General features: G+C 68.2%; 20 protein-coding genes. 17 read left to right on the forward strand and 3 right to left on the reverse strand.

Annotated elements, in window-relative coordinates; translation table 11 throughout:
- Positions 1-29: 29 nt before the first annotated feature.
- The 15 genes from AB0N61_RS05260 to AB0N61_RS05330 all read left to right on the forward strand — a co-directional run bounded on the left by AB0N61_RS05260 (position 30) and on the right by AB0N61_RS05330 (position 12,426).
- Positions 30-923: a flagellar motor switch protein FliM gene (locus tag AB0N61_RS05260; protein ID WP_363362270.1), complete on the forward strand. Its 894-nt coding sequence runs from the start codon at positions 30-32 to the stop codon at positions 921-923.
- A complete protein-coding gene (locus AB0N61_RS05265) occupies positions 923-1,579 on the forward strand; it encodes a FliM/FliN family flagellar motor switch protein (protein WP_167942835.1) in 657 nt (218 codons plus the stop codon). The genes AB0N61_RS05260 and AB0N61_RS05265 overlap by 1 nt, the downstream gene beginning before the upstream one ends.
- Positions 1,580-1,581: 2 nt before the next feature.
- Positions 1,582-2,010, forward strand: a complete 429-nt coding sequence (locus AB0N61_RS05270) for a flagellar biosynthetic protein FliO (RefSeq protein WP_363362272.1) — start codon at positions 1,582-1,584, stop codon at positions 2,008-2,010.
- Between the two features lie 128 nt (positions 2,011-2,138).
- Positions 2,139-2,987: a flagellar type III secretion system pore protein FliP gene (gene fliP, locus AB0N61_RS05275; RefSeq protein ID WP_363362274.1), complete on the forward strand. Its 849-nt coding sequence runs from the start codon at positions 2,139-2,141 to the stop codon at positions 2,985-2,987.
- Complete coding sequence (fliQ, locus tag AB0N61_RS05280) at positions 2,984-3,259, forward strand: flagellar biosynthesis protein FliQ (protein WP_042541106.1); 276 nt, start codon at positions 2,984-2,986, stop codon at positions 3,257-3,259. The genes fliP and fliQ overlap by 4 nt, the downstream gene beginning before the upstream one ends.
- The gene (locus AB0N61_RS05285) at positions 3,259-4,020 is read left to right on the forward strand and encodes a flagellar biosynthetic protein FliR (protein ID WP_167942836.1); all 762 of its coding nucleotides are present in this window, start codon (positions 3,259-3,261) and stop codon (positions 4,018-4,020) included. Before fliQ ends, AB0N61_RS05285 begins: the two co-directional genes overlap by 1 nt.
- Positions 4,017-5,120, forward strand: coding sequence for an EscU/YscU/HrcU family type III secretion system export apparatus switch protein (locus AB0N61_RS05290; RefSeq protein WP_363362276.1), 1,104 nt, complete (start codon positions 4,017-4,019; stop codon positions 5,118-5,120). The genes AB0N61_RS05285 and AB0N61_RS05290 overlap by 4 nt, the downstream gene beginning before the upstream one ends.
- 52 nt (positions 5,121-5,172) lie before the next feature.
- Entirely contained in the window at positions 5,173-7,239 is a 2,067-nt protein-coding gene (locus AB0N61_RS05295; protein WP_167942838.1) for a flagellar biosynthesis protein FlhA, read from the forward strand.
- A gap of 93 nt (positions 7,240-7,332) precedes the next feature.
- Entirely contained in the window at positions 7,333-7,581 is a 249-nt protein-coding gene (csrA, locus tag AB0N61_RS05300) for a carbon storage regulator CsrA (protein WP_167942839.1), read from the forward strand.
- 120 nt (positions 7,582-7,701) lie between these two features.
- Entirely contained in the window at positions 7,702-8,184 is a 483-nt protein-coding gene (flgN, locus tag AB0N61_RS05305) for a flagellar export chaperone FlgN (protein ID WP_167942840.1), read from the forward strand.
- A gap of 7 nt (positions 8,185-8,191) precedes the next feature.
- Positions 8,192-9,598, forward strand: coding sequence for a flagellar hook-associated protein FlgK (gene flgK, locus AB0N61_RS05310; protein ID WP_363362279.1), 1,407 nt, complete (start codon positions 8,192-8,194; stop codon positions 9,596-9,598).
- Between the two features lie 16 nt (positions 9,599-9,614).
- On the forward strand, positions 9,615-10,502 hold the full coding sequence (flgL, locus tag AB0N61_RS05315; RefSeq protein ID WP_167942842.1) for a flagellar hook-associated protein FlgL: 888 nt from the start codon (positions 9,615-9,617) through the stop codon (positions 10,500-10,502).
- Positions 10,499-10,897: a flagellar assembly protein FliW gene (locus tag AB0N61_RS05320; protein ID WP_363362280.1), complete on the forward strand. Its 399-nt coding sequence runs from the start codon at positions 10,499-10,501 to the stop codon at positions 10,895-10,897. Before flgL ends, AB0N61_RS05320 begins: the two co-directional genes overlap by 4 nt.
- A 239-nt stretch (positions 10,898-11,136) precedes the next feature.
- The gene (locus AB0N61_RS05325) at positions 11,137-11,451 is read left to right on the forward strand and encodes an HU family DNA-binding protein (RefSeq protein WP_167942844.1); all 315 of its coding nucleotides are present in this window, start codon (positions 11,137-11,139) and stop codon (positions 11,449-11,451) included.
- A 171-nt stretch (positions 11,452-11,622) separates the two neighbouring features.
- Positions 11,623-12,426, forward strand: a complete 804-nt coding sequence (locus tag AB0N61_RS05330; protein ID WP_167945130.1) for a sigma-70 family RNA polymerase sigma factor — start codon at positions 11,623-11,625, stop codon at positions 12,424-12,426.
- A 31-nt stretch (positions 12,427-12,457) separates the two neighbouring features.
- On the opposite strand, the gene AB0N61_RS05335 is transcribed toward AB0N61_RS05330, so the two are convergent.
- Entirely contained in the window at positions 12,458-13,546 is a 1,089-nt protein-coding gene (locus AB0N61_RS05335; protein WP_167942845.1) for an AAA family ATPase, read from the reverse strand.
- Between the two features lie 132 nt (positions 13,547-13,678).
- Between AB0N61_RS05335 and AB0N61_RS05340 the strand changes: the two genes are divergently transcribed.
- The gene (locus tag AB0N61_RS05340; RefSeq protein WP_363362283.1) at positions 13,679-14,056 is read left to right on the forward strand and encodes a hypothetical protein; all 378 of its coding nucleotides are present in this window, start codon (positions 13,679-13,681) and stop codon (positions 14,054-14,056) included.
- 24 nt (positions 14,057-14,080) lie between these two features.
- Here the strand turns inward: AB0N61_RS05340 and AB0N61_RS05345 are convergent, their stop codons facing one another.
- Complete coding sequence (locus AB0N61_RS05345; RefSeq protein ID WP_363362285.1) at positions 14,081-14,914, reverse strand: zinc-ribbon domain-containing protein; 834 nt, start codon at positions 14,912-14,914, stop codon at positions 14,081-14,083.
- Positions 14,915-15,014: 100 nt separating this feature from the next.
- Between AB0N61_RS05345 and AB0N61_RS05350 the strand changes: the two genes are divergently transcribed.
- Complete coding sequence (locus AB0N61_RS05350) at positions 15,015-15,905, forward strand: TIGR01777 family oxidoreductase (protein ID WP_363362287.1); 891 nt, start codon at positions 15,015-15,017, stop codon at positions 15,903-15,905.
- 26 nt (positions 15,906-15,931) lie between these two features.
- Here AB0N61_RS05350 and AB0N61_RS05355 read toward each other — a convergent pair whose 3' ends face one another.
- Positions 15,932-16,696: an SDR family NAD(P)-dependent oxidoreductase gene (locus AB0N61_RS05355; RefSeq protein ID WP_363362289.1), complete on the reverse strand. Its 765-nt coding sequence runs from the start codon at positions 16,694-16,696 to the stop codon at positions 15,932-15,934.

Here is a 16,696-nt window from a genome sequence, read left to right on the forward strand (position 1 = left end):
ACGTGAACACCATCGTCGAGGAGACCGCCATGACCGCATCCGCCGTGCTCGAAGACGCCGCCGTGCGCCACCCGGCGTACGACTTCGGGCGCCCTGCTCAGCTCGGACGCGAGAGCACGCGCCACCTCGAAGCGGCCTTCGAGTCGTTCGCTCGACTCTGGTCGTCGCAGCTCACGGCGAAGATCCGCGTGCGCGCCCATCTCGCGCTCGACAGCGTCGAGCTGGTCTCGTACGAGGAGTACGCCGACACACTGCCGGGCACCACGGCGATGGTCGCCGGCTCGCTTGCCGACCGCGGCGAGCCCTGCGTCGTGCAGTTCGGACTCGACAGCGCCCTGCTCTGGGTGGTGCAGATGATGGGCGGGCGCAGCACGTCTCTTCCCGAAGCCCGCACGTTCACCCCGATCGAGCTCGCTCTCGTCCGCAACCTGATGGAGGGCACGTTCGAGCACCTCCATGCCAGCCTCGGCGCCCTGCTCCCCGGAGCACCCCGGTTCAGCGCGGTGCATTACAACCCCCAGTACATGCAGGTCATCTCCGGCGCCGCGGCAGTGATCGTGGCCCGGTACACGATGCGCCTCGGCGACTCCGAGTCGACGGCGACGGTCATGCTGCCGGCATCCGCCGTGGTCGACCGCCTCGCCGCCACCGGATCCGATGCGGCGTCGGCTCACTCGACCGATCACACCCTGGAGCAGCTGCGCAGCACGCCGCTGGAGCTGACTCTGCGCCTCGCTCCCATCACGATCGGCACGGGGGAGATCCTCGATCTCGCGCCGGGCGATCTGCTGCGCCTGCCGCATCCCGAGACCCGGCCCTACGAACTCATGGCGGGTCAGACGCGTATCGCCCTCGCCACACCGGGCAGCAGAGGCTCGCGCCTCACCTGCAAGATCACGACCACCACTGAGGAGACCCACTGATGAGCACCTTCCACGAGACCGCCATCGCCGCGGCGATCGCCGGCAAGCTGCCGTTCGGCTACCCCGTGATCCCGGCACCGTCGACCGATCCCGGTGCGTCGGGCGAAGCGGTGGTCGTCGCCTTCACCGGCAGTCCCGGGGCGCGCATCGCGATCCAGGTCGTCGACCCGTCGCAGCTCGAGGACGGTTCGCCGACCGCTCCGCTCGCCGACCGGCTGCACCCGATCTTCGAGGCCGCGTCGGCGGTTCTCGGCAGCGGCTCGCTCAGCGACGGCGCCATGATCGAGGCGGCCGAGGTCTTCACCGATTCGGGAACGCAGGTGTTCGACATGGTCGACGCCGACGGCAGCGTCGTGGCGCGCGCCTCCGTGCGCATCGACGGGGCCAGGGCGGCATCGGCATCGGGTCCGCAGCGACTCAACCGCATCGCGGGCGTCGAGATGGAGCTCGTGGTCGAGATCGGACGCACGCGGATGCCGGTGCGCGACGTGCTGTCACTGGAGCCCGGCCGTGTGGTCGAGCTCGACCGCGCCGCCGGCTCGCCCGCCGACATCAAGCTGAACGGCCGTCTCATCGGTCACGGCACCGTCGTCGTCGCCGAGGGCGACTTCGCGATCCGTGTCGAGCGCATCCTCGACAGCGCCGAGACGGTCTGAGCGTGGACGACATCCTCGTCGCGCTCCGTGCGATCGTCGCACTGGGGGCGGTGCTCGGGCTGCTGCTCTTCCTGAGCCGCCGTCTGCAGAAGTTCCAGGCCAAAGGGGTGAGCCCTCTGGCGGGGCTGATGCCGAAGAAGATCGCGAAGCTGAGTGAGCTCGTGCCGTCGCGGCCCGCGGCAGCGCCGCGCGCGCGCCCGGAGAAGATCACCGTGGTGGCGAGGTCGGGCATCGGCGGCAAGGCGCAGCTCGTGGTCGCGGAATTCGGCGGCATCCGCTACGTGCTCGGCGTGACCGAGCACGGGATCAACGTCGTCGACACCCAGGAAGCACCTCCGCTCGAGGACGAGATCCCGATGGACGACGCGCGCGCCGCGGCCGTCGAGATGCCCGACGACATCGTCGACCGCGCGCTGCGCTCCGTGGCCTGACACGCCGTCAGCGCGTGGGTCGCGGGGGTTACGGACACCTCGCGCTGTCGCGATAGTCAGGTGCGAGCACGGATCGCTCGACCCCCTGGCTACGGATCGGCCACGTCACCCATCTTCGGAGTGCCGCCGTGCCCGTACCCGCCGCAGTCGCCGCGTCGCCCTCTGCGCGCGCACTGCGGCTGTCGCGCCGCGCGTGGGTGCTGATCGCCGCCGTGCTCGTCGTCGCGACGGCGCTGGTGCTCGTGCAGACCACGGGCGCGCACGCGGCTCCGATGCAGCTTCCGACGCAGGTCGGCGACGGCGACGGCGATGGGGTGACGATCAACGGCATCAACGGGGCGCCGTCCGACAGCATCATGACGCTGCTCGGCATCACGGTGCTCAGCGTCGCCCCGGCGCTGCTGCTCATGATGTCGAGCTTCACGAAGATCTTCGTGGTGCTGGCCCTCACCCGCAACGCGCTGTCGCTGCCGTCGATCCCGCCGAACCAGGTGCTGGCGGGCCTCAGCCTGTTCCTGACGCTGTTCATCATGTGGCCGGTGCTCACCGATATCAACACCGTGGCTGTCGCGCCGTTCACCGACGGCCAGATCGACTTCGGCAGGGCGTTCGAGCTCGCCCAGGAGCCCCTGCGGCAGTGGATGCTCTCCTACACGCGCGAAGAGGACATCGCGCTGATGCACCGCGCAGCGCAGATGGAGAACCCGACCGACGCCGCCAGCATCCCGCTGCAGACGCTCGTCCCCGCCTTCATGATCAGCGAGCTGCGCGCGGCCTTCCTGATCGGCTTCATCATCTTCGTGCCCTTCCTCGTCATCGACCTCGTCGTCGCCAGCGCGCTGATGTCGATGGGCATGATGATGCTGCCGCCCGTCATGATCTCGCTGCCGTTCAAGATCCTCCTGTTCCTGCTCATCGACGGATGGGGCATGGTCATCACCGCGCTCGTCCAGTCCTACAACGGGGGTGGCGGATGAACCCGGAAGCGGTCATCGACATCGGCCAGGCGGCGCTCATCGTCGGGGCCAAGCTCTGCGCGCCCCTGCTCATCACCGCGCTGGTGGTGGGTTTCGCCATCTCGCTGCTGCAGTCCATCACCCAGGTGCAGGAGATGACGATCTCGTTCGTGCCGAAGCTGGTCGCCGTCGGCATCGCGCTGCTCGTGACGGGGCACTGGATGATCGCCGAGATGATCGCCTTCACCAACGAGATGTTCGCGCGGATACCGTCGCTGCTGAACGGCGGCTGATGAACATCCCCATCGACTTCACGTGGCTCGAGGCGACCTCGCTCGCCTGCGTGCGCATCACGGCATTCCTCGTGCTCGCCCCGCCGTTCAGCCACGGCACGATCCCGATGCGGATCCGCGCGATGCTCGGCGTCGGCCTCGCACTGGCCGTGTCGCCGGTGGTGACGGCGGGGTACGAGCGCCTCGACACCGGGGCCTTCATGCTCGCCCTGGCGGGGCAGGCGCTCACCGGTGCTCTGCTCGGGTTCCTCGTGATGGTGCTCTTCAGCGCGATCCAGGGAGCCGGCCATCTCGTCGACACCTTCGGCGGGTTCCAGCTCGCGCAGGCCTTCGACCCCGGCATGGCCATCAACGGCGCCCAGTTCACCCGACTGTTCCAGATGACCGCGATCATGCTGCTGTTCGCGTCGGACGGTTACCAGCTCGTGCTCGGCGGTCTCTTCCGCTCGTTCGACGCCGTACCCGTCACCGGCATGATCGATCTCGCCAAGCCCGCGGAGGCGCTCGTCGGCGCCGCGGGACAGATGATGCTCAGCGCCGTGCAGATCGCGGGCCCGCTGCTCATCGTGCTGTTCCTCGCCGATGTCGGACTCGGTCTGGTCAGCCGCGTCGCGCCCGCGCTCAATGCGTTCGCGCTGGGTTTCCCGATCAAGATCGGTCTCACGCTCCTGCTCGTCGGCTTCGTCTACGCCGCCTTGCCGAGCGTGGTCGCGGTCATCGCCGAGGACGCCGCCCGACTGCTCCTGGGGGTGACGCGATGAGCGAATCCGACAGCGGTGAACGCACCGAGAAGGCGACCGAGCGTCGCCTGAAAGAGGCGCGCAAGAAGGGCCAGATCGGCCGCAGCCAGGACTTCACCGCCTGGGTCTGCATCGCTGCCGCCGCCGTCATGATGGTGCCCACGATCGCCTCGGGCACTCAGGTCGTCACCGAGCTCTTCCTCGCAGTGACGCCCGTCGCGATGAACCCCACCGACGGCGCTGCCATGGAGGTGCTCGGATCGGCGATCGCCTCCCTCGGCGGCGTCCTGCTGCCGATGCTGGTCGTGGTGCTGTTGGCCACCACGGCCACCGCGGTCGCGCAGGGCGGCATCCACCTGCGCGGTGTGACCATGCGCACCGAGCAGTTCAACATCGTGTCAGGCGTCAAGCGGGTCTTCGGTCGGCATGCGCTCTGGGAGGGCGCCAAGGCGCTGCTGAAGACGGTCGCCATCGGGCTCGCGCTCTGGATCGTCGTCTCGGGTCTCGTCCCGGTGCTCATGGCCAGCGGCAGTCACAACATCACCTGGCTGCTCGAGCAGGCGGCCGCGGGCGCCGTCGCGCTGCTGCAGGTCGCGGTCGCCGTCGGCATCCTGCTGGCCGCGATCGATGTGGCGGTGGTGATGCGGCGCAACCGCAAGCACACCCACATGACGAAGAACGAGGCGAAGGACGAGCACAAGAAGAGCGAGGGCGACCCGCTCGTGCGGTCCCAGCGCCGATCGCGGCAGCTCGCCATGAGCCGCAACCGGATGATCGACGCGGTGGGCGACAGCGATGTCGTGCTGGTGAACCCCACGCATGTGGCGGTGGCGCTGCGCTATGAGCCGGGCAAGTCGGCGCCGCGCGTCGTGGCGAAGGGGGCCGGGATCGTGGCGCAGAAGATCCGCGAGAAGGCGGAGGAGAACGGCGTGCCGATGGTCAGGGACATCCCGCTCGCACGGGCGCTGCACTCGGCCTGCGAGATCGGGCGCGAGATCCCCGAGGAGCTCTACACCGCGGTCGCCCAGGTGCTGACCTTCATCGAGCATCTCAAGCGCCGCGGCTCGGCGAGGGGAACGCACACGATGCCGTTCGCCAGCACGAGGGACCGCGGCCTGTGAGCCGGGCAGCGGTCGCATCAGAACCAGCAGAGAGAATCAGAGGACGAGACGCATGATCGGTCAGCTGTTGTCCAAGGGGGCGGTTCCCGTCGGGGTGGTGGGCATCATCCTGCTGCTCATCGTCCCCATCCCGACCGGTCTTCTCGACGTGCTCATCGTCCTGAACATCTCCTTCGCGCTGCTGATCCTTCTCACCGCGATGTTCGTGAAGAAGCCGTTGGACTTCTCGGTGTTCCCGAGCCTCCTGCTCGTCGCCACGCTCTTCCGGCTCGGCCTCAACGTCGCCTCGACCCGCCTCGTCCTCAGCGAGGCCCACGCAGGGCAGGTGATCCAGGCGTTCGGCCAGATCACCATCAGCGGATCGCTCGTGATCGGCGCCGTGATCTTCCTCATCCTCACCGTCATCCAGTTCGTCGTGGTCACCAAGGGCGCCGAGCGCGTCGCCGAGGTGGGTGCGCGATTCACGCTCGACGCCATGCCCGGCAAGCAGATGGCGATCGACGCCGATCTCAACGCCGGTCTGATCACCGACGACGAGGCGCGCAGACGACGCGCGGAGGTCGCGGCCGAGGCGGACTTCTACGGCGCGATGGACGGTGCATCGAAGTTCGTCAAGGGCGATGCGATCGCCGGCATCGTGATCGTCGTCATCAACTTCGTCGGCGGCATCATCATCGGCATGGTGCAGCACGGCATGGAGGTCGGCGACGCGCTCGAGACCTACAGCATCCTCACCATCGGCGACGGGCTCGTGACGCAGATCCCCGCACTGCTCATGGCGGTGTCGACCGGCATGATCGTCACTCGCGAGAACGCGGAGGCCGAGATGGGGCAGGCGGCCGGTCGCCAGCTAATGCAGTCGCGCAACGCCCTGGTGATCACCGGCCTGGCGGCGATCGCCATGGGGTTCATCCCCGGGATGCCCCTGGTGATCTTCCTGGCGATCGGGGCCGTGCTGCTGTTCGCGGCGTCACGAGTGAAGGCGAACGAGGACCGCGATGCCGCACGCGAGGCCGACGCGCTGCAGCAGGAGGCCGTCGACGCCGGCGCCGAGGGCCCGGAAGAGCTCATGGACAGGATGCGCGTGCACGCCCTCGAGATCTCGCTGTCTCCGGACATCGTCGATCTCGCGTCCGGGGGAGCGGGGGACCTGCTGACGCGAGTGAAGTCCCTTCGTCGCAAGCTCGCGCTCGACATCGGCATCCTGATGCCGCCGGTGCGCACCCGCGACAACATCGAACTGCCGGCGCAGACGTACTCGATCCTGATCGCGGGTGTCGAGGCCGGACGCGGTTCGGTTCCGCGGGGACACGTCCTCGCGATCGGCACGGGCCTCGAGCAGCTTCCGGGCACGGCCGTGGTCGACCCGGTGTTCGGCCTGGAGGGCAAGTGGGTTCCTGCCGAGATGTCGCACGCCGCCGACATGGCCGGCGCGACGGTGATCGATCGCGCGAGCGTCATCATCACCCACCTGTCCGACATCGTGCAGAGTCAGGCCGATCGGCTGCTCTCGCTCGAAGACGTGCGCCAACTGACCGAGCACCTGAAGCAGTCCAGCCCCGCGACCGTCGAGGAGCTCACCCCTGCCGTGCTGTCTCTCGCCGCGATCCAGCGCGTCCTGTCGGGGCTCCTCGCCGAGCGGGTGCCGATCAACGACCTCGCCCGCATCTACGAGGCGCTCGCTCTCAGAGGCAAGACGTCGACCGAGACCGCCGGTCTCATCGATGCCGCCAGAGCGGCGCTCGGGCCGGCGATCGCCTCGCGGTTCGCCGAGGACGGACGCATCCGGGTGGTCATGTTCGAGCCGATCCTCGAGCAGCAGATGCTCGAGGGCATGCGGGTCGTCGACGGCCATCCGCAGATCGTGCTGACACCGGAGGCGACGATGCAGGTGCTCGAGAACGTGCGCCGCACGGTGTCCGAGCTCGAGCCGGTGGGTCCCGAGCCCGTGCTGGTGTGTGCGCCCTCGCTGCGTCAGGCTGTGCGCCGCATGGTGTCGTCGCAGGTCAGTGGCCTTCCGGTGCTCTCGTACGACGAGGCTGCGGCGGGCGGTCTCGCGACCGACGTGGTCGGTGTCGTGCGCATGACGCAGTCGGCTCTCCCCAGCGGCGCGGTATAGCTCGGACGCGATTCTGCTCATTTACGAGATGAGTGCGATACGTTTGTGACCGGAGGGCGCGCGGGCGCTCACGCCATGGAAGGCAGACGACGCATGCTGGTACTGACGAGACGCGCCAACGAGAGCATCGTGATCGGCGACGACATCACGGTCACCATCCTCGCCGTGACGCCGAGCGGCGTCCGTGTCGGCATCGATGCTCCTCGCGACAAGCGCATCAACCGCGCCGAGATCGTGATCGCCGTGAGCGACGCGAATCAGGAGGCTGTGCAGACCTCCTCCGACGACTCGGCCGAATCACTGCTCCTCGGCGTGCTGGGCGGAACCTCCTCCGCGCCCTGACGGCATCCGGCAGGCGCCATCCCTCGGGCATCGAGTTACTGCGCCGCGCGTTGTCGCGATAGTCGTGCATGTGACGGGCGAACCCGCCACGGAAACCGCGACATGACGAGGTGACGATTCGTGGCCGCTCACGACCTGAGCATGCAACTGATGCGAGAGCGCGATCTGCTGGAGGTACTGCTCTTCAAGCTCGATGAGCAGCAGATGCTGCTCGCGACCGGACGCAACCGTTGGATCCACCATGCGGCCAACGAGATCGAGCGGGTCCTCGCGGCCATGCCGACCGTCGCGCTCTCCCGCGACACGCTGGTCATCGCGGTGGCCGACGAGTGGGGCGTGCCCGAGGCGACGACGCTCCGCGACCTGATCGAGGCAGCGCCCACCGACGCCTGGCGCGAGATCCTGTCGGGCCACCTCGACGCCATGACGGCTCTGGCAGCGGAGATCGGCGATATGAAGAAGGTCAACGAGCAGCGTCTGCGCACAGCCATCCGAGTGACGCAGGAGACGATCGCCGGCCTCGGCGTGCCCACCGGCGAGTACGACACGCACGGCGACGTCGTCCGCGGTGCGGATGCCCGACTTCTCGACACCAGGGTGTGAGGTAGCCATGTCTTCGTTCGCCGGACTCCGTCTCGCCGAATCCGCACTCTCTGCCGCGCGAGCCGGGATGACCGTCACCGGTCAGAACATCGCCAACCAGACGACACCGGGCTACACCCGCCAGCGCGTGGATCAGACCTCGCTCTCCGCACCGGGTCAGACCGGTCTCTGGCCATCGGGTCTCGCGATCGGCGGGGGAGTGGGTGTGACCGGGATATCGCGGCTCGGCGACGACATCCTCGACGCTCGCGTGCGCGACGCGCTGTCGACCTCCGGCTTCTGGGCAGCGCGCGCGACGGCCGCCGGCCGCGCGGAGGACGTCCTGGCCGAACCGACCAAGGACGGCCTCGCCGCGAACCTCGACAGGTTCTGGTCCGGCTGGTCCGACCTCGCCAACACGCCCGATCCCGCGGCCGCCCAGGTCGTGCTCACGAATGCCAACGTGCTGATCGGACAGATCGCAGACGGCTACCAGACGATCGCCGGGCAGTGGAACGACATGCGCAGTCAGGTCGATAGTCAGCTCGCCGACGTCAACGCCGCGGCGAGTCAGGTCGCGACGCTCAACGGACAGATCCGGGAGGCCCTGCAGTCCGGACGCAACGCCAACGAGCTGATGGATCAGCGCAGCGTGCTCGCCCAGCAGCTCTCGTCGGCGGTCGGCGCCAAGGGGGTCGTCGAGGCCGACGGCACACTGACTCTTCGCGTCGACGGCAATGCCCTCGTGTCGGGCGACAGCAGCCGAGCGCTCGTCGCGAGCGGACCGCGCGACATCGCGGACGCGGGGCGGATCACCGTGGCGTGGGCTGACCGTCCGGGCCTCGCGGTTCCCATCACGGGCGGCGTCATCGGCGGCACGATCAGCGCGCTCGCTCCTTCGTCGGACGGCGGGACGCTCGCGAGCGTCGCGGCGGCCTACAACGAGACCGCGACCGCCCTCGCGACTGCCGTGAATGACGCGCACCGCGCAGGCGTCACCTCGTCGGGCGCCGCCGGAGGCGACTTCTTCGCACTCGGCGGTGCGGGGCCCGCGGCACTGGGACTCCGCGTCGTCCCGACGGGTCTCGACCAACTGGCACTGGCTGCACCGGGTGCGGGCGCGAAGGACACCACCATCGCCGACCGCATCAGTGCGCTCGGGACATCGGCGACCGGGCCCAGCAAGACCTGGTCGACCTTCGTCACGGGCTTCGCGGTCACGGTCGCCGGTGACCTGCAGCGCGCGGACATCGCCGACATGGGCGCGGTGGCAGCGGTCACCGCACAGCAGTCGAACGCCTCCGTGGACGGCGACGAGGAGACGATCAACCTCCTCACCTACCAGACCGCGTACCAGGCGGCGGCTCGGGTGCTGACCGCCGTCGATGAGGCACTGGATCTGTTGATCAACCGCACCGGCCTCGTCGGCCGCTGACTCTGGGGAGAGTGAAATGATCGGTCGCATCACGACCAACACCATGACGCAGCAGTCGCTGCGCACGCTGCAGACCAACCTCGCGGATCGCGCTCGGCTGCAGGATCAGGCGGCGTCGCAGCGCGCGTTCCGCGCGCCGAGCGATGATCCGGCCGCCGCGGCCACGGCGCTCGGCGTGCATGGCGACCAGGCGCGCGTCGCCCAGTTCGCGCGCAATCTCACTGACGGGATGGCCTGGGTGACCACCGTCGACACCGCTCTCGGGGCGAGCGCTGATCTGCTCAATCGCGCGCGAGACCTCACCGCGCAGGGCGCCAACTCGGGTGCGCTGAGCCCGACCGCGCGCGAATCCATCGCGCAGGAGCTCGAGTCGATCAGTGCGGAGCTGCTCGCCAAGGCGAACACCAGGGTCCTCGGTCGCAGCGTGTTCGCGGGAACGAGCGACGCAGGGGCCGCGTTCGATCCGACCACCTTCGCGTTCAACGGAGGCGCCGGCGACGGGGTGCAGCGCCGCATCAGCGAGAACGAGACCGTGCGCGTCGACTTCGACGGCGCGCAGGCGTTCGGCGTGGGCCCCGACAGCGCGTTCGCCCTGCTCAACGACATCGCCGCAGATCTGCGCAGCGGCGCCGACGTCGGCTCGCGCCTGAACGACATCGACGCGCGCCTGAAGGACGTGAACGCGGCGCGCGGTTCCACGGGCGCTCGTCAGGTGCAGATCGAACGGGCATCGGCGCAGAACCTCGCGTCATCGATCGATCTCGAAGCGCGCCGTGCCGAGGTCGAGAACGTCGACAGCCTCGAAGTGCTCGTGCGTCTGCAATCGGCCGAGCTCGTCTTCCAGTCCGCCCTGCAGGTGACAGCCCGCTCGCTGCAGACCAATCTGATGGAGTTCCTGCGATGAGCGCATCCACCGACCAGTCGACCGCCGTGTTCGGTGTCGAGTTCGCTGCGCCGATGCCGGGACTCAGCCCGCACACGACCTTCACCCTCGAGCAGATCGACGGCGCTGAGGGGCTGCACGCGCTGCGGGCGACGGATGCCGACCTGCGCCTGTTCCTTCTCGACCCGCGCTCCGGCGACTACGGCTACGAGCCGGGGATCCCGGCGGACGCGCGATCCGAGATCGGTGCCTCCGACGATTCGGAGATCCGGGTGTTCGTCGTGGCGAACCCCTCTGCGGACGGCGTGTACATCAACCTGCGTGCCCCGGTCCTGATCCACGGCGAATCGGGCCGTGCGGCACAGGTGATCCTCGAGGATCAGCGCTACCCGATCCGCGCCCGGCTGGGGGCGTGAGGAGGGCGCATCGTCCGTCGTCTTCGAGAACGGGTTCTTCCCGTCATGCAGAGATCTCGAGATTCACCGCATATACCAAGGAAGAGCGTCTAGTCTCGAAGAGCACAGGCTGGGGTACTGGCGGGATCCCGGCGTCGTCGCAGGAGATCGGGGACCTGGGGCGCGTCATGGATGCGGTTGGTAGGGGTACAGCGCACGACGCTCGGTGACGAGCGACTTTCCATGGGACGGAATACGACATGAGCACATCAAGGACGCTCGAGACGAATCGGGTGAGCAAGCGGGAGTTCGTGCAGCGTTTCGCACGACGCGGAGGCATCTCGGTTCAGGCCGCGCAGACCGCGTACACCGCGATGATCGACGAGCTGCTCGATCTCGTCGGCCGCGGCAACACGGTCACGCTCACGAACTTCGGCAAGTTCTACCCGCAGACGCACAAGGGGCACCGCGTGCAGTTCGCGAAGGATGACGCAGACGCCGAGGTCAACGACTACACGGTGCTGAAGTTCTCTGCGACGCGCGAAGTGAACCGGCGCGTCAAGGTGAACGATTAGACATCGTTATCTGAACGTAAACGAGAATCCCCGGAGGTTTTGGCCTCCGGGGATCTTTCTTGCCCGTCGCACCCCTAGCATGTAGTCAGATGTAGTTCTGGTCGCTGGGGAGTTGGCCACGCTGTGAGTCGCTGGGGAGGGCTTGCACTTACAGTGAAAGAGGCGAATCCGATGCCGATGCGCGCCCGCAACCAGCTCGTGGTCGATCACCTGCATATTGTCGGTGCGGCGACGGCGTACGTGGCATCCCGCCTCACGCACGTCTCCCGCGATGACCTCGCCTCCGCCGGAGCGTTCGCCCTGGTCCGTGCGGCCGAGAAGTTCGATGCGACCCTGGGCGTGCCGTTCGGCGCGTTCGCGCGAGGGCGGGTCAACTGGGCCCTGAAAGACGAGCTGCGGTCGTTGGACTGGGCGCCGCGTGACGTGCGTGTGCGCGCCAAGCAGACCACGAAAGTCCGGCAGACCCTGGCCGCGGCCCTCGGTCGCACGCCGACCGTGGCCGAGATCGCGGCAGCCATGGGGGTCGACACCGCCGTCGCCCGCGAAGGGCTCGCCGACGCCGGGCGCCTGGTGATGAGCCTCGATGCGCCGGATGCGCCGGAGATCGTGTGGACCGGCTACCTGCCCGAAGAGCTCGCGATCGCATCGGAGCGCGATGAGTTCCTGCGCCGCGCGGTCGATGCGCTGCCCGAGCGGAAGCGCTCGATCATCACCGCCATCTACTTCGAAGACCGCACAGTGAAGGATCTCGCCGACGAGCTGGGCGTCTCGCATGCCGCCGTGTCGCAGCAGCGGGCTGAGGCCGTGCGCATGCTCCGTGACGCGCTGGATCGTCACTACGACGACGCCCCGCAGCTCGGGGCCGCTCCGGCCGCGCGGTCCTCCGCATCCGCCCTGGACGCGTACTTCGAGCGCCTCGCCGCCGGCGGTCAGCGGTTCACGCGCGCGATCGTGTCGCACGCGGTCGGAGTCTGAACGCGCTCCGGCACGTACGATCCGGCGGCGGTCAGAGACCGAACCCGTAGCTGGGCTGGCCGACCAGGATGAGACTGACCGTGGTCGGATACACCTCGGGCTCTTCGTCCTCGTCGTCGAGCAGTTCCAGCTTGTGGATCGGCACGAAGATGCCCCCGTCGGGCTCGAAGACGAGGTCCTTCGGCACGAACGAGGCGAAGATCGACCGCGTCGCGTGACGCAACTCGAACGTGCGCCCGACGTCCCCGCGCTCGAACAGGTTCATCTCGACCTCATCCGACCACACCTTGCCATCGGGGAAGCGGGCCTCGATGCGATAGGTGCTCGGCTCGACTGCTTTGATGTTGAGGTCTTCCACGACGTCCGCGAAGAGCGTGTCCGGCTGCTCGAGCTCGAAGGCGATCGCGCGGAGGTGGTCGTAGTTGAGGCGAGCGCGACGCGAGAACAGCGCGACGTTCTCGATCTCGTCGGGATCGGCATGCGGCGCCTGGTCGATGAGGTACTGCCGCACCTCGTCGGGCCCGGGGTACTCGAATCGCATGTGGTAGTGGAACCGGCCGGGGCGATTGACGATGTACGTGCTCACATCATTGATGTCGTTCACCGTGAGGCAGTAGATGCGCTTGACCGACGAGAGACCGTCGAAGAGCGACAGGAACTGGTTCTGCCGGTTGCTTCCCTCTGCGCCGCCGCGCCGACCTGCGGGGAAGATCTTCTCGAACTCGTCGAAGATGATCAGGCACTCGTCGAGGGTGTCGAGGAACTCCACGATGCCGTCGTTGTCCTCCGAGACGATCACCACGGGCAGGCACTGCTCGCGGGCCTCCTCTGCGACCATCCGCAGGAACAGCGTCTTGCCGATCCCCTTGTCCCCGGAGAGCATCACACCCAGGCTGCGGTCGGAGAGGGCATACGAGCGGAAGATCTTGTCGACCTTCCTGTCGCGTCCGCCGTAGACGCGTTCGGTGCCCACGGTGAGGTCGTCGATCTTGATCAGACTGAATCCCTCTTTGGAGGTGAAGTGCACTCGATAGGTGCCGAGAGGGAACTCGTGATGGGTGCGGACGGCGTCGTCGTAGACGCGGACATGTCCGCCCGTCTCGATGTAGGTGCTGGTCAAGATCCTTCTCCTTTGCTCCCCATATTGAAATATCGGTTGAGATCCATTCGCGGTAAGTCGTTCGGCAAGAATTATTTCGCAGTACCCTGAGCGGACAGCGGGCGTGGGGACGCCCCGGTCAGGGGAACCGACATGGGTCAGAACGCAGGGGACGAGCATCCGGTCGCGGGGTCGATCATCATCGTGGTCGAGGCTGCGCCGCAGGGACTGCTCCAGTACACGCTGGATCCCGACGACCGTCAGCCCGCGTGGCAGGCGGTGCTCGTGGCGCATGACGATGCCGTGATGGGTGCCGCGGCGACGCCCGAGCAGACGGCGGAGCTGCTGGTGCGCGGCAGCGTCGAGTGCATCAGGCAGAGCATTCCGAGTCTCGAGGTCGGCGGGCTGACCATGCGACCGGAACTCGGCCCGAACGACAACGCGCAGATCGTCGCCGCGGGGGATGCCAGCTTTCTGAAGTCCGAATGGGATGCCGTCGTGCGGGGGAGTGACGGTCTCTCGGGAGAGTGAGCCCGACCGTTCGGGACGTCGTCGTCACCCGGTGATGAGGAAAGCGTCGACGATCAGCGGCCCGCGGATGTCGCGCAGCACGTCGATGATGCGATCGACGCCACGTGTCGAGACCGACGGCATCTGCAGATCGTACGGTCCCAGCGGTTCGAGCCGACCGGTGCGGATGCGGATCACTTCCCACCCGGCCGTGCGCAGTGCGCGGTCCTTTCGCCGATCGGCCTGCTCCCGCTTTCCCACGTGCTCGAGACCGTGACGACCGACCGTGTCGTACTCGATCGCGACTCGCAGCTCCGGCAGAAGGATGTCGGGCCACACCTCGGTGTGACGGAAGAAGGGACGAGCGACCTTGATCGCGTTGACACCCGATGTGAAGGCGATCCGAGAGCCGAGTGCCGCACGCAGCCTGGCCTCGGCGGCGGATGCCGGTGCCGGAGCGCACGCGCTCGAGAAGGGCTCGCCGGACGGAAGATCAGGGGTCTTGGTGCAGAGGGTGACCGGCGGTCTCGCACGTCGGGGGATCGCGCGGGCTTCGCCCAGAACGACAGGCTGGGGCCGTGCGAGCGTCGAGCACTCCGGGCACCACGCCGACTGGCGGCGCACGCGCCCGGGTCGCTCGCGCTGCTCGGACGGCGTGGCGGCGAAGCGATGGCCGACGCGGCACTCCCAGCACAGCAGCACGTCGGCGGCCAACGGCACCTGCGAGAGGGCGATGCCGTGATTGAGTTCGGGGTGGTACTGGCGGATCAGCTCGGGGTAGGCCGCCCACTGCGAGCGATAGGTGCCGATCGCATAGGGCACCTCCGTTCCTCGCGAGAACTGGCGTCTCGCCCACCACGACTGCACGGGTTCGGTCACGTCGGCAACCTACCCGGCACCGCGGACATCGCCAGCCGGGGCCGGACGTGACAGACTCGCGGAGTGGAACGAGTCCGGTGAACGGACGGAGGGAGTCGTCATGGCGCAGCGGATCGTGATCAGTGGTGCATCGGGCCTGATCGGCACGGCCCTCGTTTCGTCGCTCCGATCGGACGGCGCGGAGGTGACCACTCTCGTGCGACGCCCCCCACGGGATCCCTCCGAGGTGCAGTGGATGCCGGGGGAGCGCGAGCTGGATCCGGACGTGCTCGCTGGCGCCGACGCCGTGGTCGCACTCGGCGGGGCCAGCGTCGGACGCCTGCCGTGGACGCGCGGGTATCGCCGCGAGCTCGCGGAGTCCCGGCTGACGACCACTCGCACGCTCGCGACCGCGGTGCGTGCTCTCCGCGACGACGCGCCTGCCTTCGTCTCGGCGTCCGCCGTCGGCTACTACGGCTCGGCACCCGGTGAGATCCTGACCGAGGCGTCGCTCCCCGGCGACACGTTCCTCGCGCAGCTCTGCGTCCGATGGGAGCAGGAAGCGCTGCGGGCCGCGGAGAACACCACCGTGGCGCTGCTGCGCACGGCGCCGATCATCCATCGCAGGGGTGTTCTCAAGCCGCTGATCCAGCTCACGCGGTTCGGTGTCGCCGGCCCGATCGGAGCAGGCACGCAGATCTGGCCCTGGATCTCGCTGGACGACGAGGTGCGCGGCATCCGTCACGTGATCGATCAGCGCCTCGAGGGGCCGGTCAACTTCACCGGCCCGACGCGCGCCTCGGCGAACGACATCGGCCGTGCACTCGCGGCGAGCATGCGACGGCCGTTCTGGATCCCCGCTCCTGCGTGGGCCCTGAGGCTCGGCCTGAGCCGCGCCGCCGCCGACTCGCTGCTGCTCTCCGATGCCGATGTCCGACCCGAAGCGCTCCAGCGCTCGGGATTCGAGTTCCGGCACACCACGGCTCAGCAGGCCGTCGACGCGGCTCTCTGATCCCGTGAGCCGACGACCGCGTGGGCTCAGTTCCCGTGCGGATCGCGACGATTGAGTGCGTCGACGACCTGCGCGTAGTCGCCGCGTGCTTCGCCGTAACGGAGGAACTTCACGTTCTCGACCTGGATCTCGGTGGCCTCCGGCTGTGTCTCGATCAGTTCGACGACCTCGTCGACGAACTCGTCGAGGGGCATCGCGAAGTCGCTGGTCTCCTGTCCGGGCATGAGCGAGGTGCGCACGGCGGGCGGTTCGAGCTCGAGCACGCGCACGCTCGTGTCGTCGAGCTGCAGACGCAGGGATTCGCTCAGCATGTGGATGGCCGCCTTCGTCGCGTTGTAGGTCGGTGTCACGCGCAGGGGCGCAAAGGCCAGACCTGACGACACGGTCATGATCGTCGCGTCGGGCATGGTGCGCAGATGCTCGATGAAGGCGGCGATCAGTCGGATGGGACCGAGGAGATTGGTGGTGACGATCTCCTCGGCGGTCTCGAGGAACCCGTCGGGTGACCTCCAGTCCTCGACGCGCATGATCCCCGCCATCGCGATGACGACGTTCACTGAGGGATGCGCGGCCAGCACGGTCTGCGCGGCCGTGCGGATGCTGTCGGCATCCGTCGTGTCGATCCGGACGGTGTCGATGCCGGGGTTCGCCGCGGCGATCTCGTCGAGCAGCTCCGAGCGACGTCCGCCCACGATCACGGTGTTGCCCCGTTCGCTGAGTCGCTGGGCGAGGGCGAGGCCGATCCCGCTCGTGGCGCCGGGGATGAAGATGGTGTTTCCGCTGATGTCCAT

The organism is Microbacterium sp. NPDC089320 (assembly GCF_040684875.1).
Taxonomy (GTDB): domain Bacteria; phylum Actinomycetota; class Actinomycetes; order Actinomycetales; family Microbacteriaceae; genus Microbacterium.